At 65.0% G+C, this 22,757-nt stretch carries 18 protein-coding genes; 4 read left to right on the top strand and 14 right to left on the bottom strand.

Annotation, left to right across the window (positions count from 1 at the left end; translation table 11 throughout):
• Positions 1-43: 43 nt before the first annotated feature.
• Positions 44-1,216 (bottom strand): ABC transporter substrate-binding protein, encoded by a 1,173-nt coding sequence (locus tag IVB50_RS12725; RefSeq protein ID WP_018456026.1) that lies wholly within the window; start codon positions 1,214-1,216, stop codon positions 44-46.
• Between the two features lie 296 nt (positions 1,217-1,512).
• Here IVB50_RS12725 and IVB50_RS12720 point away from each other — a divergent pair, with 296 nt between their 5' ends.
• The gene (locus IVB50_RS12720) at positions 1,513-2,775 is read left to right on the top strand and encodes an NAD(P)/FAD-dependent oxidoreductase (RefSeq protein WP_018456025.1); all 1,263 of its coding nucleotides are present in this window, start codon (positions 1,513-1,515) and stop codon (positions 2,773-2,775) included.
• A 164-nt stretch (positions 2,776-2,939) separates the two neighbouring features.
• On the opposite strand, the gene IVB50_RS12715 is transcribed toward IVB50_RS12720, so the two are convergent.
• Positions 2,940-4,151: an ABC transporter substrate-binding protein gene (locus IVB50_RS12715; RefSeq protein WP_018456024.1), complete on the bottom strand. Its 1,212-nt coding sequence runs from the start codon at positions 4,149-4,151 to the stop codon at positions 2,940-2,942.
• 44 nt (positions 4,152-4,195) lie between these two features.
• Positions 4,196-5,416, bottom strand: coding sequence for a cytochrome P450 (locus IVB50_RS12710; protein WP_018456023.1), 1,221 nt, complete (start codon positions 5,414-5,416; stop codon positions 4,196-4,198).
• 83 nt (positions 5,417-5,499) lie between these two features.
• Between IVB50_RS12710 and IVB50_RS12705 the strand changes: the two genes are divergently transcribed.
• Entirely contained in the window at positions 5,500-6,006 is a 507-nt protein-coding gene (locus IVB50_RS12705; protein ID WP_018456022.1) for a MarR family transcriptional regulator, read from the top strand.
• 359 nt (positions 6,007-6,365) lie between these two features.
• Here IVB50_RS12705 and IVB50_RS12700 read toward each other — a convergent pair whose 3' ends face one another.
• Positions 6,366-8,216, bottom strand: coding sequence for a feruloyl-CoA synthase (locus IVB50_RS12700; RefSeq protein ID WP_085357700.1), 1,851 nt, complete (start codon positions 8,214-8,216; stop codon positions 6,366-6,368).
• A gap of 368 nt (positions 8,217-8,584) precedes the next feature.
• Here IVB50_RS12700 and atzF point away from each other — a divergent pair, with 368 nt between their 5' ends.
• Complete coding sequence (gene atzF / locus IVB50_RS12695) at positions 8,585-10,402, top strand: allophanate hydrolase (RefSeq protein WP_026233071.1); 1,818 nt, start codon at positions 8,585-8,587, stop codon at positions 10,400-10,402.
• A gap of 110 nt (positions 10,403-10,512) precedes the next feature.
• On the opposite strand, the gene IVB50_RS12690 is transcribed toward atzF, so the two are convergent.
• The 10 genes from IVB50_RS12690 to ugpB form a co-directional block, all read right to left on the bottom strand.
• On the bottom strand, positions 10,513-11,235 hold the full coding sequence (locus IVB50_RS12690) for a GntR family transcriptional regulator (RefSeq protein WP_018456019.1): 723 nt from the start codon (positions 11,233-11,235) through the stop codon (positions 10,513-10,515).
• Between the two features lie 4 nt (positions 11,236-11,239).
• On the bottom strand, positions 11,240-11,632 hold the full coding sequence (gene hpxZ, locus IVB50_RS12685) for an oxalurate catabolism protein HpxZ (protein ID WP_247295955.1): 393 nt from the start codon (positions 11,630-11,632) through the stop codon (positions 11,240-11,242).
• Between the two features lies 1 nt (position 11,633).
• Positions 11,634-13,031, bottom strand: a complete 1,398-nt coding sequence (locus IVB50_RS12680; protein WP_018456017.1) for an AtzE family amidohydrolase — start codon at positions 13,029-13,031, stop codon at positions 11,634-11,636.
• Positions 13,032-13,038: 7 nt separating this feature from the next.
• Positions 13,039-13,218: a DUF4089 domain-containing protein gene (locus IVB50_RS12675; protein ID WP_018456016.1), complete on the bottom strand. Its 180-nt coding sequence runs from the start codon at positions 13,216-13,218 to the stop codon at positions 13,039-13,041.
• Positions 13,218-14,981 (bottom strand): ABC transporter ATP-binding protein, encoded by a 1,764-nt coding sequence (locus IVB50_RS12670; protein WP_247295952.1) that lies wholly within the window; start codon positions 14,979-14,981, stop codon positions 13,218-13,220. The genes IVB50_RS12675 and IVB50_RS12670 overlap by 1 nt, the downstream gene beginning before the upstream one ends.
• 103 nt (positions 14,982-15,084) lie before the next feature.
• The gene (locus tag IVB50_RS12665) at positions 15,085-15,984 is read right to left on the bottom strand and encodes an ABC transporter permease (RefSeq protein ID WP_018456014.1); all 900 of its coding nucleotides are present in this window, start codon (positions 15,982-15,984) and stop codon (positions 15,085-15,087) included.
• Between the two features lie 2 nt (positions 15,985-15,986).
• A complete protein-coding gene (locus IVB50_RS12660) occupies positions 15,987-17,000 on the bottom strand; it encodes an ABC transporter permease (protein ID WP_018456013.1) in 1,014 nt (337 codons plus the stop codon).
• Positions 17,001-17,213: 213 nt separating this feature from the next.
• The gene (locus tag IVB50_RS12655; RefSeq protein WP_018456012.1) at positions 17,214-18,836 is read right to left on the bottom strand and encodes an ABC transporter substrate-binding protein; all 1,623 of its coding nucleotides are present in this window, start codon (positions 18,834-18,836) and stop codon (positions 17,214-17,216) included.
• A 259-nt stretch (positions 18,837-19,095) separates the two neighbouring features.
• Positions 19,096-20,043, bottom strand: a complete 948-nt coding sequence (locus tag IVB50_RS12650) for an aminoglycoside 3'-phosphotransferase/choline kinase family protein (RefSeq protein ID WP_247295950.1) — start codon at positions 20,041-20,043, stop codon at positions 19,096-19,098.
• 154 nt (positions 20,044-20,197) lie between these two features.
• Positions 20,198-21,538, bottom strand: a complete 1,341-nt coding sequence (gene ugpB / locus IVB50_RS12645; protein WP_026233069.1) for a sn-glycerol-3-phosphate ABC transporter substrate-binding protein UgpB — start codon at positions 21,536-21,538, stop codon at positions 20,198-20,200.
• 186 nt (positions 21,539-21,724) lie between these two features.
• On the opposite strand from ugpB, the gene IVB50_RS12640 reads away from it, so the two are divergent.
• Entirely contained in the window at positions 21,725-22,720 is a 996-nt protein-coding gene (locus IVB50_RS12640) for a TRAP transporter substrate-binding protein (RefSeq protein ID WP_026233068.1), read from the top strand.
• The last annotated feature ends 37 nt before the right edge of the window (positions 22,721-22,757 follow it).

The raw sequence follows: 22,757 nt of genomic DNA, 5'->3' as shown, positions 1-22,757 counted from the left end.
GCCACCTTCTCCCACAAGGGGAGAAGGGGTATCGTGCTTGTGGCTACTTCATCGCGCATTTGTCGTGGAAGCGATCCTGGTCGTTCTCGACGATGGTCGCGACCGTCTTCAGCGAGAGCTGGCCTTCGCCGTCCTTGACCACGTCCTGGAGGTAGAAGTTCTGCACCGGGATGTGGTTCTTGCCGTACTTGAACGGGCCGCGCAGCGACTTGAAGTTGGCCTTCTCCATCTCGGCCTTCATCGCGTCCTTCTTGCTGGTGTCGCCCTTCACCGCGACCACGGCGCTGTTGATGAGCTGGGCCGCGTCGTAGGCTTGCGCGCCGTAATAGGTCGGACGCAGCCCGGGGTACTTCTTGCGATAGTCGGCGACGAAGCGCTTGTTCTGCTCGTTGGGCAGATCATTCACCCATTCCTGCGCACCGGGCACCCCGAGCGCGTTCTCCTTTTGCAGCGGCAGCGACAGCTCGTCGACGGTGAAAGCCGTGTAGAGCGGCATCGTGCTCTTCAGCCCGGCCTGCGCATATTGGTTGAGGAACTGCACGCCGGCTGCACCGGGATAGAACACGAAGATCGACTCGGCACCCGAGGCCCGCGCCTTGGAGAGCTCGGCGGAGAAGTCGAGCTGGCTCGGCCAGACCGTGTATTCCTCGCCCTTGACCTCGCCCTTGAACGTGCTCTTCACGCCCGCCAGCATGTCCTTGCCGGCGGCGTAGTTCGGGCCGATCAGGAACACGCTCTTGACGCCCTTCTGGTTCATGTAGAGGCCCATGGCGGCCGGCGTCTGGTCGTTCTGCCAGGAGGTCGAGAACACGTAAGGCGAGCAGAGCTCGCCCGCGAGCTGCGACGGACCGGCATTGGCCGAGATCAGGAAGGTCTGCGAGTCCACGGCGGTCTTGAGCGAGGCCAGCAGCACGTTCGACCAGATGTAGCCGACGATGAAGTCGACCTTGTCGGACTGCACCAGCTTCTCGGTCTTCTGCTTGCCGACGTCGGGCTTCTGCCCGTCGTCCTCGTAAATCACCTCGACCGGCTTGCCGTCCATCTTGCGGCCGATGTGATCCAGCGCGAGCTCGAACGAATTGCGCATGTCGTTGCCGATCACGGCGGTCGGGCCGCTGAAGGTCGAAACGAAGCCGATCTTGATGGTGTCGCCGGCGGATGCCGGGCCTGCCAGCACCAGCGCCGCTGCGCCCGCCAGCCAGAATGCCGTCCTCATAACCACTCCCCTCCATATTATTATGCCCGGAAGCAGGGTGATTGCCGCCCCGGGGTCATCTCTATTGAACGCAAAATCTGTCGCGCCGCCAATGGTTCAGCGCCCGCCCTGCACCATATTTCGCCCCGAACGGCGATAGCAAGAAATATAATTCTACTTACTTCGGCTAAGGCTGCGGCGCTTTCTCGCGGGCGCGATACATCCGGCCTATGCCTCGATTGACGACGGCTATTGGACCGCGGCGCCTGATCAGCGTTTAGATGAGGATAGAGCCGCGAGATTCGGAGGGGCGCATCATGACCACGACACCGCACCGCGTCGTCATCGTCGGAGCCGGTTTCGGCGGGCTGGAGGCGACCCACCGGCTCGCCGGCAGCCCGGTCGAGATCACGCTGATCGACCGCCGCAACCATCATTTGTTCCAGCCGCTGCTCTATCAGGTCGCCACCGCCTCGCTCGCCACCAGCGAGATCGCCTGGCCGGTCCGGCACCTGATGCGCGACCGGCGCGATGTGACGACGCTGTTTGCGACGGTCAGCGGCGTCGATGCCGACAGGCGCTGCGTGCTGATCGACGACGGCAGCGAGGTGCCTTACGACACGCTGGTGCTCGCCACCGGCGCGCGTCACGCCTATTTCGGCCACGACGAATGGGAGCAATGGGCGCCGGGTCTTAAAACACTGGAGGACGCGACCACGCTGCGCCGTCATATCCTGGTGGCGTTCGAGCGCGCCGAGCGTGAGACCGATCCGGCCAAACGCGCGGCACGATTGACTTTCGTCATCGTCGGCGCCGGCCCCACCGGCGTCGAACTCGCCGGCACCATCGCCGAGATGGCGCACCACACCTTGCCAGCCGACTTCCGCAACATCGACACCAACAAGGCGCGCGTGGTGCTGATCGAGGCGGGTCCGCGGGTGCTGGCAGGCTTTCCAGATGATCTCTCGGCCTATGCCCAGGCCTCGCTGGAGAAGATCGGCGTCGAGGTCGTGCTCGGCCAAGCCGTCACTGAGATCAACCGCGAGGGCGTGGTGTTCGGCGGCAAGCTGCTCGAAGCCAAGACACGAATCTGGGCCGCCGGCGTGCGCGCCTCGCCCGCGGCGGAATGGCTGGGCGCACCGGCCGATCGCGCCGGGCGCGTCCAAGTGGAGGCCGATCTTACGATCCCCGGTCATCCCGAGATCTTTGCAATTGGCGACACCGTTTTGATCAACGCCTGGGACGGCAAGCCTGTGCCCGGCATCGCGCCGGCCGCCAAGCAGCAGGGCCGTCACGTGGCCGAGACCATCAAGGCCCGGCTGCGCCAGGAGCCGACAGGCCCGTTCCGCTACAAGCACTCCGGCAGCCTCGCGCAGATCGGCAAGCGGCTCGCGGTGATCGACTTCGGCCGCATCAAGCTGCGCGGCACCATCGCGTGGTGGATCTGGGGCATCGCCCATATCTACTTCCTGATCGGCTTGCGCCATCGCCTCAGCGTCGCCCTGAGCTGGCTCTGGATCTACGCCCGCGACCAGCGCGCTGCGCGGCTGATCACGCAGGGATCGAGCAAGGTGGTGTAGGGCTTCTTCTTCCTCTCCTCGTTCTTACGGCGAGAGGGTTGGGGTGAGGGGCCTCTCCGCGAACGAGATATTGGTGAGACCTGTACCCCCTCACCCGGATCGCAAGAGCGATCCGACCTCTCCCCGCGAGCGGGGAGAGGTTAAGTGAGGCGCGATCGCCGCCCCTACTTCACCAGCTCGCACCCACCTTCCGCGAGCGGTCGAAACGCCTGCTCCGCAGAGATCGTCGAAACCAGCTTGTAATAGTCATACGGATATTTCGACTCCTCCGGCTTCTTCACCTCGAACAGATACATCGGATGCACGACGCGGCCGTCCTGGCGGATCGTGGTGTCGCCGAACAGCTTGTCCTTGCCCTTGAACTTTTTCATCTCGGGCACGGCATCCTTGGCATTGTCGCTGCCCGTGACGGCGACCGCGTTGAGATAAGCGAGCGTGGAGGCATAGACCCCGGCCTGGTTGCCGCTCGGCATCTTGCCGTTCATGCCGGGCCGCGCCGCGAAGCGCTTGGCGAAGGCGCGGGTGTCGTCGTTCATGTCCCAGTAGAAGGCCTCCATGAGCTGGAGCCCTTGCGCGACCTTGATGCCCATGCCGTGGACGTCGTTGATGAAGAGCAGGAAGGCGACGAGTTTTTGTCCGCCCTGCTGTATCCCGAACTCGGCCGCCTGCTTCACCGCGTTGATGGTGTCGCCGCCGGCATTGGCGAGCCCGATCACTTGGGCCTTCGAGCCCTGCGCCTGCAACAGGAAGGACGCGAAGTCGGACGTGCCGAGCGGATGCTTGGAGGAGCCCAACATCTTGCCGCCATGCGCCTCGATGTATTTCTGGGCTTCCGCCTCGATGCCCTTGCCGAGTGCGTAGTCAACCGTGAGGAAATACCAGTCCTTGCCGCCGCGCGACATCATCGCGGCCGCCGTGGTGTTGCCGGTCGCCCAGGCGTCGTTGACCCATTGGATGGTGTTGGGCGAGCAGGCCTTGCCGGTGAGATCGGAGCTCGCGGTGGACGACGCGAGGAACGTCATGCGGCTATCGCGCAGCAGCGTGTTGATGGAGAGGCCAACGGCCGAGTTCGGCACGTCGACGATGGCGTCGACGCCCTCGACATCGAGCCATTTGCGCGCGATTGCATTGCCGACGTCGGCCTTGTTCTGGTGATCGGCATAGACGATCTCGACCTTGATGCCCTTGCCGCCGCCGTTGAAATCCTCAGCGGCCATGCGCGCGGCCTCGACCGAGCCCATGCCGTTGGTGTCCTGGAAAATGCCGGAGATGTCGTTGAGCACGCCGACGCGCACGACATTGTCCGAGATCTCGGCATTTGCCGCGCCGCCAATCAGGCTCGCGGCCAGCGCAAGCGTCCACTTCAAGTTCTTCATTGTTCCCTCCCCTGTCGTATTTGTTGTTTGCGATGACGACAGCGTCAGGCTGGCGTGATGCGCACAGGCAGGCTGTCGAGCCCGCGCAGCGTGTTGTTGAAGCGGCGCTGCGGCTCGCCCATGATCTCGATCTTTGCGATCCGGCGGGCCAGCGCCGCGAGCATTGTCTCGCCTTCGAGCCGCGCGACCAGCTGGCCGACGCACATGTGAATACCTGAGCCATAGCCAACATGGCCGGACGTGCGGCGGGTTATGTCGTAGCTGTCGGGCTTGTCCCAGCGCCCCGGATCGCGATTGGCAGCCGCCAGGAACATCAACACCTTCTCGCCCTCACCGATGGTCGCGCCTGACAGTTCGACTTCGCGCGTGGTCGTGCGGAAGAAGGTCTGCACCGGGCTTTCAAAACGAACGGCCTCCTCGAAAGCGTTGCGCGCCAGCGTAAAATCGTTGCGCAGGCGCTGCCACTGCTCAGGGAAGCGCGCGAGACAGTAGACCGCTGCACCGATGCCGTTGACGGTGGTGTCGAGGCCCGCTGACAGAAGCGAACGCACCAACAGCGGCGCTTCGGTCGCGGTGATGGCACCCTCGCCGACATGGGCGTGGATGCAGGCGCCGATGCCGCCGGGCGTGAGGCTGTCCCGCTGGCACTGCTCGGTGACGTAGGCCTGGTGAGGCGCCGAGCGCGCGATCGCCTCGTTGCGCAACTGGTTCGGCGGGCCGAAGGCGTTGAACACCAGGCTCGCATAGGGAATGAGATTCTCGCGTCCCTCAGGCTTAAGCCCGAGCGCATCTGGGAAGATCGACAGCGGATAGGCCTCGGCAAGGTCCGTGATGGCATCGAAGTTGCGCTTCTCCAGCAGCGCGTCCACACGCTCTTCCGCTGCCGCGGCAAAGCGGTCGCGCAGCCCCTTCATCACCGTCGGCGACAGCACCTTTGAGAGCACGGCGCGGGTGCGGGTGTGCTCGGGAGGATCGGCCTCGAGGATCAGGCTGGGCGGCCGCCACGGCGTCTCCTTCGCGAAATCGGCGAGGCCGACGCCACGACTGGAGCAGAACGTTGCGGGATCGTTCAGCACGGCATGAACTTCGGCATAGCGCGCCACGCCATAGACGTTCCACTTGTCGAGATAGACGACAGGTCCCGCCTCCCGCAGCAGCTCATGCGTGGGATAGGGATCGGCGAAAAAATCCATCGCGAACGGATCGACGTCGAGATGCGGGACGGCCGACGAACCGCTAATTTCCTGGGAGCTGGAAGTGCTCATGGAAGTCCTCCCTCATTTTGATCTTGTGAAAGGGCCGCGCTTACCTTTAGGTCTCCAGACACGCCGCGAGACAGAATCCCGACATGCCGCCGCCTTCGACCAGAGCCCGCCAGAAACCTGCGCCCGCCGAGACGGGACCGACGCTCGATCTTGACCGCTACGTCCCCGCGTTCATCACCTTCATCGCCAACAAGCTCTCGAACAGCGCCACCGCGTTCTATCAGCGAGAGTTCGGCGTCAACGTCACGGAATGGCGGATCATGTCGCTGCTCGCGATCGAGCCCGGCATTCCCGCCTCGCGCATCTGCCACGTCATCGGTTTCGACAAGGGCCCGGTGAGTCGGACGCTGGCCGGCCTGGAAAAGCGGGGGTTGATCTCGATCCGTACCGATCCCAATGACGGGCGCACCCATTCGATCTCGCTGACGGCGAAGGGCCGCGCCATCCATGACAAGGTGATCGTCGCTGCATTCGAGCGCGAACGGCGCCTGTTGTCCTGCCTGGACAAGGACGAGCGCGAGGTGCTGATCGACCTGTTGCGCCGCCTGCATGAAAATCTCGGCGCGGTGACCGGCAGCACCGAGACCTGACGGGCCACACAGCGGGCGCTGAGCCCTGTCATTTCCAGGCATGCGCCAACATTCGCCGGCGGCACCCTCTCTGCCGAGCATAGCTTCCTCCGATCCGACGCGGCGGTTCCTCCCGCCGTCATCCGTGTCTGGAACGGTTCGCATAAATTAGTTGCTTGGGCAACAAAAGAATCGTGCAGCATAATGCGGCAGGGCGGCTGGCGTAGTTGGGTTTGCCGAGCTCTCTTGTCCCGGACGCGCTGCAGCGTGAAACGCTGCTGCGCAGAGCCGGGATCCAGAGATGCCAATCACGAAGAATGGCCCCGGCTCTGCAGCGCATCACTGCGTGCTGCGCTGCGTCCGGGGCACAGGCCCAAGCGCTACAGACCGATCCACTCGCCCGGCGCATCGTCATCCAACCGCGCCACCGCATCGGCACGGCGCGTCAGCACCGCGCGCTGGTTGATGTAGCCCTTGTCGGTGATCTCGCCGCCGTCGACCGACGGCGGCTCGGCGAGCAGCAACGCGCGCGTGGCGTGGCCGGAGGAGTTGGCGCCGTGTTGCTTCAGTTTCGCCAGCCCCCGCGCGATCGCGGCTCTGATCTTCTCATGCGCGAGCACGTCGTTCACGCCTGCGGTCTCGGGCAGGCCGGCATGCGCGCGGCACGCAGCGATGTTCGGAAACACCAGGAAGCGCACCTCGTCGCCGCCATGGCCGGTGACGACGATGTCCTGCGCGAGCGGCGCCAGCGCGGCGATGCCGGCGAGGCGCAGTGTGCCGACACTGACCCAGGTGCCGGAATTGAGCTTGAAATCCTCCGCGACGCGGCCGTCAAAGAATAGGCCGCGTTCGGGCCGGTTCGCGTCGGCGAACTTCACGGCATCACCGATGAGATAAAAGCCCTCGTCGTCAAAAGCCTGCCTGGTCAGCTCCGGCGCCTTCCAATAGCCCGGCGTGACGTTGGGGCCGCGCACGCGCACCTCCAGCTTGTCGCCGGAGGTAACGAGCTTCAGTTCGGTGCCGGGAATGGGCACGCCGATATTGCCCGAGCGCTCCGCGAGGAAATGGCAGTCGGTGGCCAGCGGCGACGTCTCGGTCGAGCCCCAGGCCGAGACCATCGGCATCGCGCGGCCAACAGTCTTGACGGAGAGTTCTTCCAGCGCATCCCAGAGATTCTGCGGCAGCGCCGCACCGGCGTAGAACGCGAATTTCACCTCGCTGAAGAAGCGGCGACACAGCTCCTCGTCGCCGCGCAGCGCCGCGATCAACATGTCGAAGCCGCGCGGCACGTTGAAATAGACCGTCGGCATCACGCTTCTGAGGTTGGCGAGCGACATCGCAAACAGACCGGGCGCCGGCTTGCCGCCGTCGATATAGAGCGAGCCGCCATTGCGCAGCACGAGATTGAAATTGTGGTTCGCGCCAAACGTGTGGCTCCAGGGCAGCCAGTCGAGAATGACCAGATCGTCGCGCGCCCGTTCGAGAAAAGTCCAGGTCTGCGCCTTGGCCTGCTGGCTGGACGTCAGCATGCGCTGGGTGTTGATCACGGCTTTCGGCGTGCCGGTCGAGCCCGAAGTGAACAGGAGTTTTGCGATCGTATCGGGCGTCACCGCGGCGAAGGCCTTTGCGACGTCGGGGCTCTCGGGCGTTGCCGCGATAGTGCGAAAGGCCAGCGCATCGGCATCGTCGGCATTGCCGCTGATAATCTGCGCGCTATGCAGCGGCTTGATCGCGGCCAGCGCCGCCGCAAACGGCCTCGTCGCGGAGACATAGATCGCGGCGGGCTCAAGCAACGCGATCATGCTCTTGAGCTTGTCGAAGTCCTTTGACATCAGGGAATAGGCCGGCGAGATCGCCGCCGAGGGCACGCCGACATGCTGCGCCGCCAGTGCCAGCAGCGCATGATCGATGCTGTTGTCGGAGAGGATCGCGAGCGGGCGCTCCGCGCCGAGACCGTGCGCCAGAATCCAGGACGCCGCCGCGCGCACCTGGCGCAGCGCCTGCGCATAGGTAACGGTGCTCCATGGCGCTTCGGCACTGCTGCGCTCGGCGAGGAAAATCGCGTCGGGCCTCTGCCGCGCCCATTGCTCCAGCCAGTCGCCGACGCAGCGCGCGCCATCGCGCAGAGGCTCGGGCGAGCGCAGCACGATGCTGCCGTCGGCGCGATGCTCGGCAACGGTTCTGGGTGTCGCAAACAGGCTCGAAGCATCACCGCGTGGGGCGGCTGTCATGGTTTCCTCCTCGCCCGGAAGCCGGGACCGGTCGCAGCCTCGTCGCGGACCGCGTTGGCCAGCATGTTGGCCACGACAATTGTTGGGGCGCAAGCTGGGGCCAGGTGGGACGGCCCGCCGCCGTTCAAAGGGCTGGTCGCCGCGCATCCGCGGCATGGATTGCTGGCTGCACCTGATCTAGCTGCCTATTATTTGCGCAAATGCTCGTAACAGGGCGCTGACACGAAGGTCCGCCGGAGCTCGAAATATCCCACAAGCCACTGATCTCTCGGTAATATCCGCAGCACTTGTCCTGCCCGGATTCTGTACACAATGGCACATCGCTTGCTTCGATCGGGGTGAAGAGACGTAGCCGGAGATTTGTCGCCATGAAGGCTGAAATGGGGGCTGAGCAGCCTGAAACGGTCGCCGCGATCGTGGCCGCGCATCGCGCGGGCACGCTCACACCGGCGCAGACGGTCGCGCGCACCTATCAGCGCATCCGCGACCACAACGACCCCGCCGTCTTCATCAGCCTGCGCGACGAAAAGGACGCGATCACGGAGGCCGAGAAGCTCGCCACCAAGGACGCCGCCAGCCTGCCGCTCTATGGCGTGCCGGTCGTGGTGAAGGACAATATCGACGCGCTGGGATTTCCGACCACCGCGGCGTGCCCGGCCTTCTCGTATACCCCGACACATGATTCGACCGCGGTGCAGCGGCTGCGCGCCGCCGGCGCGATCATCATCGGCAAGACCAATCTCGACCAGTTCGCGACCGGCCTTGTCGGCGTGCGCTCGCCCCACGGCATCCCCAGAAACGCGATCCGCGAGGACCTCATTCCCGGCGGCTCGAGCTCGGGATCGGCCACCGCCGTCGGCGCCGGGCTGGTGCCACTGTCGCTCGGCACCGACACCGCCGGCTCAGGCCGCGTGCCGGCGATGCTCAACAACATCGTCGGTCTCAAGCCGAGCCTCGGCATGATTTCGACCGCTGGCCTGGTGCCGGCCTGCCGGACGCTCGACTGCATCTCGGTATTCGCTTTGACGGTCGACGACGCCGCGCTGGCGCTCTCCGTGATGGCAGGTCCCGATCAGGCAGATCCGTTCTCGCGCGACCGGCCGCTTGGCGCGATCACCCCGCTCCCGGCAAACCTGCGCCTGGGCGTGCCGCGCAGCGGACAGCTGATCTTCTTCGGCGACAAGAAGGCGGAAGCGGCTTACGCCGAGGCGCTGAAGCGCTGGACCGCGCTTGGGGCAACGCTCGTCGAATTCGACCTCGAGCCGTTCTATGAGACGGCCCGACTGCTCTACGAGGGACCGTGGGTGGCCGAGCGCTATCTCGTGATCCGCGACCTGCTCGCCTCGGCACCGGAGGCGATCCATCCCGTGACGCGCGAGATCACCGCGGCCGGTGCGCGGTTGACGGCGACGGACACCTTCTCCGCGCTCTATCGTCTGCAGGGCCTGCGCAAGATCGCCGAACGCACCTTCACCAATATCGACGCGCTGGTGCTGCCGACGGCGCCGACGGCCTATACGACCGCGCAGGTGCGGGCCAATCCGGTCGAGCTCAACAGCCGGCTCGGCACCTATACCAATTTTGTCAATCTGCTCGATCTCTGTGGTCTCGCGCTGCCGGCGGCGATGCGCGCCGACGGCATCCCGTTCGGCATCACAATTCTTGCACCCACCGGGCACGATGCGCTGCTCGCCAGCATCGGCCGCGTGTTCCATGCCGATACCAAACTGACGCTTGGCGCAAAGGGCGTCGTGCAAGCCGCGCTGGCGCCGCTTGCCGCAAGCGGCGTCGACGAGATTCCCATCGCCGTGGTCGGCGCGCATCTGTCCGGCATGGCGCTGAACGGCGAACTGAAAGCGCTGAACGGCCAGCTGATCGAGGCAACCAGGACCGCGGCGGACTACAAGCTCTACGCATTGAAGACCACGCCGCCAAAGCCGGGCATGCTGCGCGTCGAGGCCGGCAAGGGCGCGTCGATCGAGCTGGAAATCTGGTCGCTGTCGTCGTCCGCCTTCGGCAAGTTCGTCAACGCGATTCCCGCGCCGATGGCGATCGGCACGGTGCGGCTGGCCGATGGCCGCAGCGTGAAGGGATTTCTCGTCGAGCCCGAGGTGCTGGGCGAGGCTCGCGACATCACCGCGTATGGCGGCTGGCGGAAGTATATGGCGGAAGCTACGACAGCGTAGGTCTCGTAGGTGGGCAAAGCGAAACGTGCCCACCATCACCGTCAGCTTGGGGAGATGGTGGGCACGGCGCTTTGCGCCTTTGCCCACCCTACGCAACCGTGCGCGCGCCCCTAAACCGACACCGCGTAGATCTCGTACTCCCCGCGCACCAGCTCGATATGCGCGCGCATCGCGGCGGCGGCGCCCTGCTTGTCGCCGCGCATGATGGCGACGACAACGCGGTCGTGCTCGGCTTGCGACTTGGCGAGACGGCCGAGATTGCGGAACTGGGCGCGGCGAAACGGCTGTACGCGCACGCGCGTCGCCAGCGTGATCTCGGCGATGTAGCCGTTCTGCGATCCCGCATAGATCGCGTTGTGGAAGCGCTCGTTGACCTCGTGGAAGCGCTCGGGATTGCCGGCGTAGCTCAACACCCGCAGTTCTTCGTGGATGGCTTCCAGGCCGTGACGCTCAGTGGCGGACATGCGCTCGGCGGCAAGACCCGCACACAGCGCCTCAAGCTCCGCCATGGCCTCGAACATGCCCGTCAGCCGTTCGAACGAGGGCTGCGCCACCACCGCGCCGCGATGAGCGCGCGCTTCGACGAGGCCGCTTGCCACGAGCTGACGCAGGGCTTCCCGCACCGGCGTGCGCGAAACGCTGAAGCGGCGCGCGATGTCGGTCTCGTCAAGCGGCGCACCGGGTGGCAGAGCTCCGCGCACGATCTCGTCGGCGAGCTGCAGGCGCAGCTCCTCGGCGCGCGTGACCTTGTGCGCTGACGGCGCCCCCCGGTCGACACGCGGCACCGCCGGTTCGGCCGGCAGCGCTCCGGGCGGAAGATCGTCAAGCGTCATACGGTCAGGTCTCTTTCGACTCGTCGATGATGCTGACATGGGCGGCGACGACGCGCCAGCCCTCCGGGAATTTTACCCAGGTCTGCATCTGCCGGCCGACCTTGCCCGGCATCGTGTCGCGATAGAACAGGGTGGAGGCAACCGCGGTGTCGCGGCAATAGCTGGTGATCACGGTTTTCGCGGTGCGGCGATTGAGGCCGACCGCCGAGCGGCCGGCGCGAAAGCCGGAGATTGCTTCATAGCCGTAGAGGTTCTCGCCGATGCCATAGCGCAGCGTGCGGGGATCGTTGCGGAAGAGCTCGCCGAGCACGGCGACGTCGTTGGTGATCAGGGCCTGCTCATAGCGCTCGAACGCAGCTTTGACGTCTGCGATCACCTCGGGGAGATCGATCTCCATCTCAAAATCCTCTTGGGCTGGGCGCGGCGGCAACACCCATCTTCTCCAACGCGAACGCGACGCGCAGCGCGATGTCCTCGCGCCATGGCGCGGCGATGATCTGCACGCCGATCGGCAGCGGATCGAGCGGCACCGGCACGGCGACCACAGGCAGGCCGATGAACGAGATCGGCTGGGTGTGGATGCCGATATTGGCGCGCACCGGCATCTCGACGCCGCCAAGATTGAAATTGACCTGGCCGAGCTTCGGCGCGGTGCATGGCGTCGCCGGTGCGATCAGCACGTCGACGGATTTGAAAATCTCGGCGAGTTGCGCGCGATACCAGCGGCGGAATTTTTGCGCGCGGTCGACCAGCGGCGCCGGCACCATGGCGCCCGCAATCAGCCGGTCGCGCACGGCGGGATCGAAATCGTTCGGCCGCTTGCGCAGCCGATCGAGATGCAGCGAGGCGCCCTCGGTGGTGGTGATGACATAGGCCGCCGCGCGGGCGCGCGCAGCTTCGGGCACGTCCACCACGCGCGTTGCGCCCAGCGCCTTGGCGACGCGGCTGACGGCTTCGACAGCTTCCGGAAACAAATTGGTCTGGAAGTACCCGCCGGCGATCGCGATGCGCAGGTCGGACACCGGATTGGCAAGCAGCGGTGTCGTCGGCTCCAGACCACGTGTGGTGGTGCAGGCGGCATCGTCGGCATCCGGTCCCTGCATGGCGTCATAGGCCAGCGCGAGATCGGTGGCGGAGCGCGCGAACGGGCCGAGATGATCGAGGCTCGCGACGAACGGGAAAGAGCGCGCACGCGAGAGCCGGCCATAGGTCGGCTTCAGGCCGAAGATGCCGCAGAACGAGGACGGCACGCGGATCGAACCGTTGGTGTCGGAACCGAGCGCGATCGGCACCAGCGCGCCACCAACGGCGCTGCCCGAGCCGCCGGAGGAGCCGCCGCTCATCCGCGTCGTATCGTGCGGATTGCGCGAGGGACCGTCATGGACGTTCTCGCCGGTGAAGTCATAGGCGTATTCACCCATGTTGAGCGCACCGACCAGCACGGCGCCGGCCGCTTCCATGCGCTCGATCAGCGTGGCATCGCGCGTGGCGGGTGCGCGATCGCGGTTGATCTTCGAGCCTGCGCGCGTGGCGAGGCCTGCGACGTCGAACAAGTTCTTCACCGCGAACGGCACGCCGGCCAATGGGCCGACGGACTTGCCGGCGGCGATATCGGCATCGATTGCGCGCGCTTTGGCGCGGGCGCGATCGGCGGTGATGTCGGTAAACGCATTGAGGATGGTGTCGTGCTGCTTGATGCGCGCAAGCGCGGCTTCGGTCGCATCGAGCGCGGACATCTTGCGGCCCGCAACCGCGCTCGCGATCTCGGAGGCCGTCATCTCTGGCTTGGTCGTCATGGCGGCGTCAGACCGTGAACACGGGCGCCGGCTCGGTCTCGTCCGGCAGCGCGAATTCGTCGACGAGGCGGCCGAGCCGCAGCGAGACCTCGAGATTGGCGCGGATGGACGCCCTCCATGCTTCCTCGACGGGCAACGCCAACGCTTTGGTGACAGCGTCGATATAATCGTCCAACGGTTCGGCCATCACGCTCCCAAACAAGCTCTCAGTGTGCGCTCTGTCTGCAGCGGCGGATGCGGGATCGCCGTCAGCAGCTCCTTGGTGTAGTCGTCCTGCGGATCGCTCAAGACCCGCTCGGAAGATCCTTCCTCGACGATTCGACCCGACCGCATGACAATGACACGATCGCACAACAAGCGCACTACGTTCAAATCATGCGAGACGAACAGATAACTCATACCTAGTCGGGCCTTGAGGTCCTGGAGCAGATTGAGGACCACGGCCTGGACCGAAACGTCGAGCGCGGCGGTCGGCTCGTCCAGGATCACGAGTTTCGGGTGCAGGGCGATGGCGCGGGCGATGCCGACGCGGGCTTTCTGGCCGCCCGACAATTGGTGCGGGAAGCGATCCAGCAGATTGTGCGGCAGGCCCACCATGGTGGCGAGCTCCTCGCAGCGGGCGCGGAGCGCGTCGCGCCCCCTGACGTCGCCGAGCTGCATGATGGGGTCGGCGATGGCACGCACGGCGGTGAAGCGCGGGTTGAGGCTGTCGGTCGGATCCTGGAACACCATCTGGATGCGGCTGCGCTGCGGCAGCCGGGCAAAGCCGGCGGGCGCGATGCCGCCGATGTCCTCGCCGTCGAACTGGATCAGCCCCGAGGTCTGATCCAGCAGCCGCATCACCATCATCGACGTGGTCGATTTGCCGCAGCCGGACTCGCCGACCAGGCCGACGCTCTCGCCGTGACCGATCGAGAAGCTGATGCCGTCGACGGCGCGGAACACGTCCGGCTCGACCGGCGGCTTGCGGCCGAACAATTTGCCGAGCGTGGCGGTGGCGCCCTGGCGGGGATATTCCTTGACCAGCTTGTCGATGAGGAGAAGGGGCTGCCCGCTCTTCCTGGCCTCGTCCTGCGAAGCCTGATGGATGGCCCGGTCAGGCCCGGCCACGACGGCTGAGCCTTCCTCCTCCGGCAACAGATCCCGCAGGCTCACGCCGAGCCGCGGCGTCGCGCGCATCAGCTTCTTGGTGTAGGGGTGCTGCGGGTTGGCGAAGATGTCGGCGGCCTTGGCGGTCTCGACCACCCTGCCCTTTTCCATCACGACGACGCGGTCGCAATAAGCAGCGGCGAGGCCGAGATCGTGCGTGATCAGGATGGTGGACATTGCCTTGCGCTTGGTCAATTCCACGATCAGATCCATCACCGCCTTCTGCGTGGTGACGTCCAATCCGGTCGTCGGCTCGTCCGCGATCAGTAGCTGCGGATTGCAGGCGAGCGCGAGCGCGATGACGACACGCTGGCACATGCCGCCTGACAATTCGAACGGATAGGCGTGATAGCGCTCGCGCGGGCGGGCGATCTTGACCTGCTCCAGCGCCTCGATCGCCTTCTCGCCGCGGTCCGAAACCATGGCCTGCTGGACATGGGTGCGCAGCACGTCCTCGATCTGGTCGCCGACCTTCCGGATCGGGTTGAGCGCGGCGCGCGGATTCTGGAAGATCATCGAGACTTCGCGACCGCGCAGATCGCGCATCTGGTCTTCGGTCGCGGCCTTGACGTCGATGCCCGAGAACATCACCGAGCCTTCGGCGATCCGCCCCGCACGGTCGAGAATGCGCATCACCGCATACGACGTCACCGATTTGCCGGAGCCGGACTCGCCGACGATCGCAAGCGTCTCGCCCTTGGCGACGGAAATGTTGACGTGCTGCACCGCCTTGACGATGCCGCGGCGGGTGGTGAATTCGACGGTAAGGTCCTGGACGTCGAGCAGCGGCGGGGCGGTCATGGGCACCTCCCAACTAAAAATGGCGAAAACAACCCCATGCACAGTAGAATGAGGTTGATTTCATTGGGGAATTTCGAGCGAAAAAGTACGCCTAACCCAGCCATCACGTCCTCCGCTGGGGGTCGACGATGTCGCGCAGGCCGTCGCCGAGGAGGTTGAAGCAGAACACGGCGATCATCAAAGCGAGGCCCGGGAATAGCGCGATCCACCATTCGCCTGACACCATGAAGCCGGCGCCTTCGGCGACCATGATGCCCCATTCGGCCGTCGGCGGACGGACGCCGAGGCCGATGAAGGAGAGACCGGCGGCATTGAGGATGGCGTAGCCCATGGTCAGCGACATCTGCACGATCATGATCGGCATGATGTTCGGCAGGATATGCACGAGCAGAATGCGGAATTCGCCGTTACCGGACAGACGCGCGGCCTGCACGAAGCCGGCGTTACGGCGGACATTGGCTTCGGCGCGCGCAACGCGGGCGTAGAGCGGGAAGTTCACGATGGCGGTGGCCAGGATGATGTTCTGCACGGTGTTCCCCAGCGCGGCGACGATGCCCATGGCCAGCACGAACAGCGGGAACGCCATGATGGTGTCGGCGACGCGGCCGACGATGCGATCGGTCCAGCCGCCGAAATAGCCGGCCGCGATGCCGGCGAGCCCGCCCATCAGGAACACCAGGGCGACGGAGGCGACCGCGATGAACGTATCGAGCCGCGTCGCCACCACGACCCGGCTGAAGATGTCACGGCCCAATTGATCGGTGCCGAACCAGTGCGCGGCCGACGGTGGCTTCAGCGACGCCACGGTGTCGGACGCCAGCGGGTCATACGGCACCACATAGGGGCCGAAGATCGCGGCAAGGAGGATCACGATCAGCAGCGCGAATGCAAAGCCGGTGACCTTGTTCTCGCCGAGCACGTAGCGGGTCTGGTCGAGGAGCGCGACGAGACCCGACGTGCGCGCGGGGCCGACGGGTTCAACAGCAGGCGCAACGGTGCTCATGATTAGCCCTCCAACCGCACGCGCGGGTCGATCACGCCATAGAGAATGTCGATCACGAGATTGAGCAGCACGTACATCACCGCCATGGTCAGCACGAACCCCTGCACCGGCGCGAAGTCCGACGAGATCAGCGCTTCGACGGCGTAAGAGCCGATGCCTGGCCAGGCGAACACTTTCTCCACCAGCACGTTGGCGCCGAGCAGGAACGAGAACACCATGCTCAGCGTGGTGATGACGGGGAGCATCGCGTTGCGGAAGGCGTAGGTGACGATGACGGTCGCCGGCGACAGGCCGCTGGCACGCGCGGTGCGCACGAATTCGGAGGACAGCACCGCCAGCATCGAGGCGCGCGTCATGCGCGCGATCGGCGCCAGCGAGAAGATCGCAAGCGTCGTCGCCGGCAGGATGAGCTGGCTGCATGCCGAACGGAACGCCTCGAAGTCGCGCGCGATCAGGGTGTCGATCAGATAGAAGCCGGTCACTGTCGGCGGCGCGCTGTAGAACACATCGAGCCGGCCGAGCGGCGCGGGCGACCAGCCGAGCCGGAAATAGAACACATAGACCAGCACCAGACCTGTGAAGAACACCGGCAGCGAGACGCCGGCCGTCGTCGTCACACGGCAGAGATGGTCGACCCATGAGCCCGGCCGCGTCGCCGCCAGCACGCCGAGCGGAATCGCGATCACGACCGAGACGATGAGGCCGAGCAGCGTCAGCTCGGCGGAGGCCGGCAGGCGGTTGCGGATCTCGGCTGCGACCGGCTGGCCGGTCGTGAGCGAGTTGCCGAAATCGCCATGGGCGAGATCGTTGGTGTAGCGAAAGAACTGCTCGATCAGCGGCTTGTCGAGGCCGAGTTTTTTCCGGATCTGCTCGACGGCTTCTTTCGTTGCGGCGGGGCCGGCGAAATACGCCGCGGGATCACCGGGCAATGCGCGGGTCAGCAGGAAGGTGACGATGACGACCCCGATCAGCGAAGGAATCGCGAACATCAGGCGCTTGCCGATCATGGTCAGCATGGCGACTTCCTCTTGCGCGTTGAATGAACCCGACACGCGGCCACTCGCTCCGCTGCGTTCCCTCCCCCCTTGTGGGGGAGGGCTAGGGAGGGGGGTGGCTCCGGGAGAGATCGGAGTTTGTGGCTACCCCTCTCCCCACCCCTCCCCCACAAGGGGGGAGGGAGCCTGAAAAGCGTGCTCACCTCACTGCGAAGGACAGCGCCCGCCATCCCCTTACCCCTTCGCCATCGCGCGATAATCCAGCCTCCGGTGGAACCAGTATTGGTAGCCGCTGATGTTCTTCTGCATCGCGACGTTGACGAACGGCTGGTACAGCGGGATGCGCGGGATGTCGCTGTAGGCGAGGTCGACGAAGCCCTTCACGTCGGTGTCGTAGGTCGCGGTGTCGCCGGTCGCGGCGGCCGCGCGTGCGCCGTCGATCAGCTTGTCCATCTCCGCCGACTTGTAGCTCATGGTGTTGAAGACGGAATTATTGCCGTGATAGCACCAGTAGAAGAAGTATTCGGGGTAATCGAGCCAGCCCGAGAATACGTTGGTGAAGAGCGGCATTTCCTTCTTGTTCAATTCGGTGCGCCAGTTGGCGCCGGGCACCTTGTTGATGGTGGTCTTGATGCCGATCTGGGCCAGGCTCTCCTGCACCAGCACGCAGAGCGGCTCGTTGACGCCGGCGAAGTTGAGGTCGAACGAGATCGTGGTCTCGAAGCCGTTCGGGTAGCCGGCCTCGGCCAGCAGCGCCTTCGCCTTGTCCATGTCGGTGTTGTATTTGTGCGGCTGCGGCCAGGCGACTTCGGTTGGCTTGTCCTTGGGCGCGCCGAACATCGGGTTAGCCAGCCCGAACATCACCGCGTCCATGATCTTCTGATAGGGAATCGCGCAGGCGACCGCCTGACGTACCTTGGGATTGTCGAACGGCGGCTTGGTCACGTTCATGCCGATATACTGGATGCCGTTGGAGAACGGCAGCGACACCACGTTGAGCTTGCCGCTCGCCTTCATCTCCTGGAAATCCTTGAACGGCAGCTCATAGGAGATGTCGGCGTCGCCGCGCTCCAGCAGCGCGCGGCGATTGCCGGCCTGCGGCACCATGCGCCAGATCACGCGCTTGATCTTCGGCAGCGGGCCGCCGACCCAATCGTCGTTGCGCTCCATCACCACTTCGGTGCCGGCGGTCCACTTCGTCACCTTGTAGGCGCCGGAGCCCGCGGTCTGCTGCTTGGTGAATTCGAGTCCCCAGGGATCCTTCTCGCTGGCGTTCTTCTTCACCAGCTCGGAATTGATGATGCAGGGCACGATCACCGCGAGATCGGGGATCGTTAGCTTGTCCTTCTTCAGGAAGTCGACACGTACCGTGTAGTCGTCGATCACGACGAACTGCTCGGGTTTCGTGAGCGAGCCCGCGCTCATCTGGAAGGTGGGGAATCCGCCGACGCTGACGGCTCGGTCGAGCGACCACTTCACGTCCTTGGCGGTCACAGGCGCGCCGTCGTGGAATTTGGCGTTCTTCTTCAGCTTGAAGGTGACCGACCTGTCGTCGATCTTGAAGTCCTCGGCGAGTTCGCCCTTGAACTTGTCGCGGTCGTAATAGGGCACGCCGCCGGGGCCGGTCTTCATCTCGTGGCTGAGCAGGCGGTCGTAGCAATTCCAGGACACCTCATAGCCGGGCACGTTGGTGCCGACGCCGTGGATATCGAGATTGTTGGGGCCGCCTTCCGAGACGATCAGCAGCGTCTCCGAGCGCGCATCGGCCTTGGCCGACGAGATCACGGACGGCATGGCCGGAAGCGCCGCGCCTGCGGCCAATCCGGAAACGGACTTGAGGAAATCGCGGCGCTTCATGGAATGGCTCCAACACAAAAGTTTTCTGGTTGGAACTGGATTCGCAAGGTTCGTGCCAAGGCTTAAGCAAGGATTAAACCAGCTAAGCCTATGAAATGTTTATAGGAAAAGGCTGCTATCCGGGCCGTCGATCAGAAGCCAAGCCGTCGGACATTGCATACAAACAGGTATATTTGCCTAAAAAATATGCTTCGAGAATACCAGCCTATTGCGTGAGCGCGTCTCGCCCCTAGGTGGCGCGGCTATCGATCGCGGCCCGTCACCCCGGCCAGATCAGTTCCTGAAGTTCGACCAGATCATCCGCCTGCTCCTGCCAGCCCTCGATGCAGATGTGGCTGTTGAGGTCGCTGGCGCGATGCAGCAGCATCAGGGCCATCAGCCGTCGCTTGAGCGCGAAGTCGAGCTTCGCATAGCCAAAGCCTTCGAGCAGGTTGCGCACCCTGCCCGGCCGGCCCGGTGCCATGAAGGCGCTAGGGCCGAGCAGATCGTAGTCCCGCCATCCCGCCAGCACGTCGCCGAAGTCGAACAGGCCGGCGAGAGACCATTGATCGTCGTGGCGGGCGAGCAGGAAGTTCTCCGGAATGTATTCGCCGATCAGGATCACCGGCGACGCATCCATCGGAATGAGCGCGGCCGCATCACGCAGGAGATCGTCGAGGCCGGCGAGGAATTTCGGCGCCAGGCCGAGACGCGTGTGCCGCGCCTTGCAGCCCTGCATCTGGGCCCGCATGAAGTCGTCCCAGCGCGGCTGGATCTGCGCGAGTGAGCCGAGCGGCGCGCGCTGCACGGCGGCGATGGTCTCGCCGATCTGTCGCAGCACGCGCTCCTTCTGCGCTTCCGGCAACGACGGCCAGACCTCCGAGCCGAGCGTGCCGGCAAGGCGCGTGATGATCAGATAAGGCCAGCCGTCGCGCTCGCCTTCCGCGACGATCTCGGGAATTGGCAAGTCAATGCGACCGGCAAGCTGGGCCAGCGAGCCGTGCTCGGAGACGAACTGCGCGCGGAGCAGCGGCGGGAAGATTTTCAGGATCAGGCGATCGCCGAGCCCGACCACGAGATTGGTGCCGGTGGCAAACACGTGCGGCGCGCTGGCATCGAGATCGTGGCTGCGGGCGATGTCGAGTGCGATCGGCAGCCATCGCGGAGGGTCGGCGCGAAAGGCGCGAAAGCTTGCCGCGTCGGCGAGGTGGGGGAGTGGCATCGACATCGTAACCTAACGGCTGTTGAGCTCGTCATGCCCGGGCTTGTCCCGGGCATCCACGTTCTTCGTGCTGCGGCCAAGGCGTGGATGGCCGGGACAAGCCCGGCCATGACGCTGTGGAACGGCCTTGCGCCTTAACGCCGAGCTACCATCCCTCCCCCTACCTATCCGGGCTGGCGCGCTCGAACTGGCGCAGGATCTTGTTGCCGCGTTCGACCGCAGCATCGAGCGCGGCTTGCGCGCTCTTGCGGCCGGCAAAGGCCTGCTCCAGCTCGTCCTCGATCGCGCCGCGGATCAGCACGAAGGAGCCGAGCCGGATGCCCTTTGAATTCTCCGTCGGCGGATGCAGCGTGATCTCTTCGAACGACATCGCCGAGCCCGGATTGCGCTCGTAAAAACCTTGCGCGCGCGTCAGCTCGAAGGCGGCGCGGGTGACAGGCAGATAGCCGGTGTTCTGGTGCCAGGCGGCCTGCACGCCGGGCTGCGACAGATAGGCGAAGAATCGTGCCACGCCTTTGTATTCCTCGCGCGGACGGTCGCGCAGCACCCACAGCGTGGCGCCACCGATGATCGAATTCTGCGGCGCACCCTTCACGTCGGGCCAATACGGCATCATGCCGTAGCCAATCTCGAACTTCGAATTCGCCTTGATGTCGGCGCGCGTCGCCGAGGAGCCGATGAAGATGCCGCATTCGCCGTTCTGGAAGCGCGGCTCGGCCGACTGGCCGCGGCCGCTATAGTCGAACACTTTCGTTTTCTGCCACTCGCTGAGCTCGGAGACGTGACGCACGAGAGACGGATTGTTGATGGTCAGCTCGGCATCCAACGCGGCAAAGCCGTTCGCCCGCGTTGCCAGCGGCAGATTGTGGAAGGCTGAAAAATTCTCGACATGGATCCAGGACGGCCAGGAGGTGGTGAAGCCGCACACCGCGCCGCGATCGCGCAGGCGTTTTGCAGCAGCGCCAAGCTCCGGCCAGGTCTTCGGCGGCGCCTCCGGATCGAGCCCTGCGTCGCGGAACATGGTCTTGTTGTAATAAAGAATCGGCGTCGACGAATTGAAAGGGAAGGACAAGAGATTGCCGGCCGCATCGGTGTAGTAGCCGGAGACCGCGGGAAGGTAGTCATTGAGCGAGAACGGCTCCTTCATGTCCCGCATCAGGCTGAACACGGGATAGATCGCGCCCTTGGCCGCGGTCATGGTGGCGGTGGCGACCTCGTTGACCTGGACGATCGCGGGCTGGCTGCGCGAGCGGAAGGCGAAGATCGCGGCCGTCACCGTCTCGGTGTAACTGCCCTTGTAAGTTGGCACCACGCGATAATCCGGCTGCGAGGCGTTGAAGTCGGAGGCGAGCTTTTCCAGTTGCCGGCCGAGTTCGCCGGACATGGCGTGCCACCACGCGATGTCGGTCGCGGCACGCACCGGCGCGGCCAAGGAGAGCGCCGCAAAGGCGGCGACGACCTGCAAAAGGCGCGATGCTGAAGTCACGATGGCTCTTTCCATGCCGCACCGACGAAAGCGGCTGCCCCTGCTTAAGGCGCGGCATTTGCGGTTTCAACCGGGAATGAGCCCCGGCCGCGCCGCACAATCACGTCGAGGCGCCCGGCGGGATGGCCTTCCCACGACCATCTGCTAGATTGCATTGAACCTTTTCCTCCCGCCATAGACTCCACCACTGAGGGGTTGAGTGTGCCAGTGTTGAACCGTGCCGAACGCACGCGGACCGGGGTGGTTTTCGTCGCGCTTTTGATCGCCCTCTGCGCGACGGGAGCTGCTGCGCGTGAGTTCCGCGCCGCCGACACCCAGACCGAGGATTATCCGACCGTGCAGGCGCTGCGCTACATGGGCGCCCTGATCGCCGAGCGCAGCGGCGGTCGGCACGAGGTCAAGGTCTTCCACTCCCGCCAACTCGGCGAGGAGAAGGAGACCATCGAGCAGACCCGGGTCGGTGCGATCGATCTCAACCGGACCAATGTGGCGCTGATCGGCAATTTCGTTCCGGCGATGAACGTGCTGGCGATGCCGTTCCTGTTCCGGTCCATCGAGCACATGCAGAAGGTGCTGGACGGGCCGATCGGCAGCGAGATCCTCGGCAGCTTCGAGCCCTACGGCTTCGTTGGCCTCGCCTTCTACGATTCCGGCGCGCGATCGATCTACAACGGCGCCCGCCCGGTCAGAAACGTCGCGGACCTCAAGGGATTGCGGATCCGGGTGCAGCAGTCGGAGTTGATGAGCCAGATGATCCGCGCGCTCGGCGCGGAGCCGGTCGAGATGCCCTATGGGCAGGTGCTTGCCGGGCTTGCCAACCACCTGATCGACGGCGCCGAGAACAACTGGCCATCCTACGTGACGACGGACCATTACAAACATGCCGGCTATCTCGCCCTCACCGAGCACACCATGAGCCCCGAAGTGCTGGTGATTTCGCTGAAGGCCTGGAAAAGCCTGTCGGCCGACGAGCAAACCATCTTCAGGGAAGCCGCACAGCGCTCCAGCCGCTTCATGCGCGAGAAATGGCGCGACCTGGAGGAGCAGTCGCAGCGCAAGGCGGAAGCAGCGGGCGTCACCATCGTCAGGGATATCGACCGCAAGCCGTTCGAAGACGCGATGGTCGCGATCTACGCCAAGGCCGGGCAGGATCCGGCCGCGGCCGCGCTGATCGAACGCATTCGCAAGGTGGAGTGAGGCCTCTTGCCCGGGCTTGGACACAGCGAGCATGCAG

The sequence above is a fragment of the Bradyrhizobium sp. 87 genome (assembly GCF_023073015.1).
GTDB lineage: Bacteria > Pseudomonadota > Alphaproteobacteria > Rhizobiales > Xanthobacteraceae > Bradyrhizobium > Bradyrhizobium canariense_D.
Note: the sequence above shows the minus strand (reverse complement) of the source record. Positions and strands in the feature narration are given on the sequence as shown.

Excerpts from the sequence above, each read along its gene's own strand:
- IVB50_RS12725 (WP_018456026.1), bottom strand. The coding sequence starts at position 1,216 with ATGAGGACGGCATTCTGGCTGGCGGGCGCAGCGGCGCTGGTGCTGGCA.
- IVB50_RS12720 (WP_018456025.1), top strand. The coding sequence starts at position 1,513 with ATGACCACGACACCGCACCGCGTCGTCATCGTCGGAGCCGGTTTCGGC.
- IVB50_RS12715 (WP_018456024.1), bottom strand. The coding sequence starts at position 4,151 with ATGAAGAACTTGAAGTGGACGCTTGCGCTGGCCGCGAGCCTGATTGGC.
- IVB50_RS12710 (WP_018456023.1), bottom strand. The coding sequence starts at position 5,416 with ATGAGCACTTCCAGCTCCCAGGAAATTAGCGGTTCGTCGGCCGTCCCG.
- IVB50_RS12705 (WP_018456022.1), top strand. The coding sequence starts at position 5,500 with ATGCCGCCGCCTTCGACCAGAGCCCGCCAGAAACCTGCGCCCGCCGAG.
- IVB50_RS12700 (WP_085357700.1), bottom strand. The coding sequence starts at position 8,216 with ATGACAGCCGCCCCACGCGGTGATGCTTCGAGCCTGTTTGCGACACCC.
- atzF (WP_026233071.1), top strand. The coding sequence starts at position 8,585 with ATGAAGGCTGAAATGGGGGCTGAGCAGCCTGAAACGGTCGCCGCGATC.
- IVB50_RS12690 (WP_018456019.1), bottom strand. The coding sequence starts at position 11,235 with ATGACGCTTGACGATCTTCCGCCCGGAGCGCTGCCGGCCGAACCGGCG.
- hpxZ (WP_247295955.1), bottom strand. The coding sequence starts at position 11,632 with ATGGAGATCGATCTCCCCGAGGTGATCGCAGACGTCAAAGCTGCGTTC.
- IVB50_RS12680 (WP_018456017.1), bottom strand. The coding sequence starts at position 13,031 with ATGACGACCAAGCCAGAGATGACGGCCTCCGAGATCGCGAGCGCGGTT.
- IVB50_RS12675 (WP_018456016.1), bottom strand. The coding sequence starts at position 13,218 with ATGGCCGAACCGTTGGACGATTATATCGACGCTGTCACCAAAGCGTTG.
- IVB50_RS12670 (WP_247295952.1), bottom strand. The coding sequence starts at position 14,981 with ATGACCGCCCCGCCGCTGCTCGACGTCCAGGACCTTACCGTCGAATTC.
- IVB50_RS12665 (WP_018456014.1), bottom strand. The coding sequence starts at position 15,984 with ATGAGCACCGTTGCGCCTGCTGTTGAACCCGTCGGCCCCGCGCGCACG.
- IVB50_RS12660 (WP_018456013.1), bottom strand. The coding sequence starts at position 17,000 with ATGCTGACCATGATCGGCAAGCGCCTGATGTTCGCGATTCCTTCGCTG.
- IVB50_RS12655 (WP_018456012.1), bottom strand. The coding sequence starts at position 18,836 with ATGAAGCGCCGCGATTTCCTCAAGTCCGTTTCCGGATTGGCCGCAGGC.
- IVB50_RS12650 (WP_247295950.1), bottom strand. The coding sequence starts at position 20,043 with ATGTCGATGCCACTCCCCCACCTCGCCGACGCGGCAAGCTTTCGCGCC.
- ugpB (WP_026233069.1), bottom strand. The coding sequence starts at position 21,538 with ATGGAAAGAGCCATCGTGACTTCAGCATCGCGCCTTTTGCAGGTCGTC.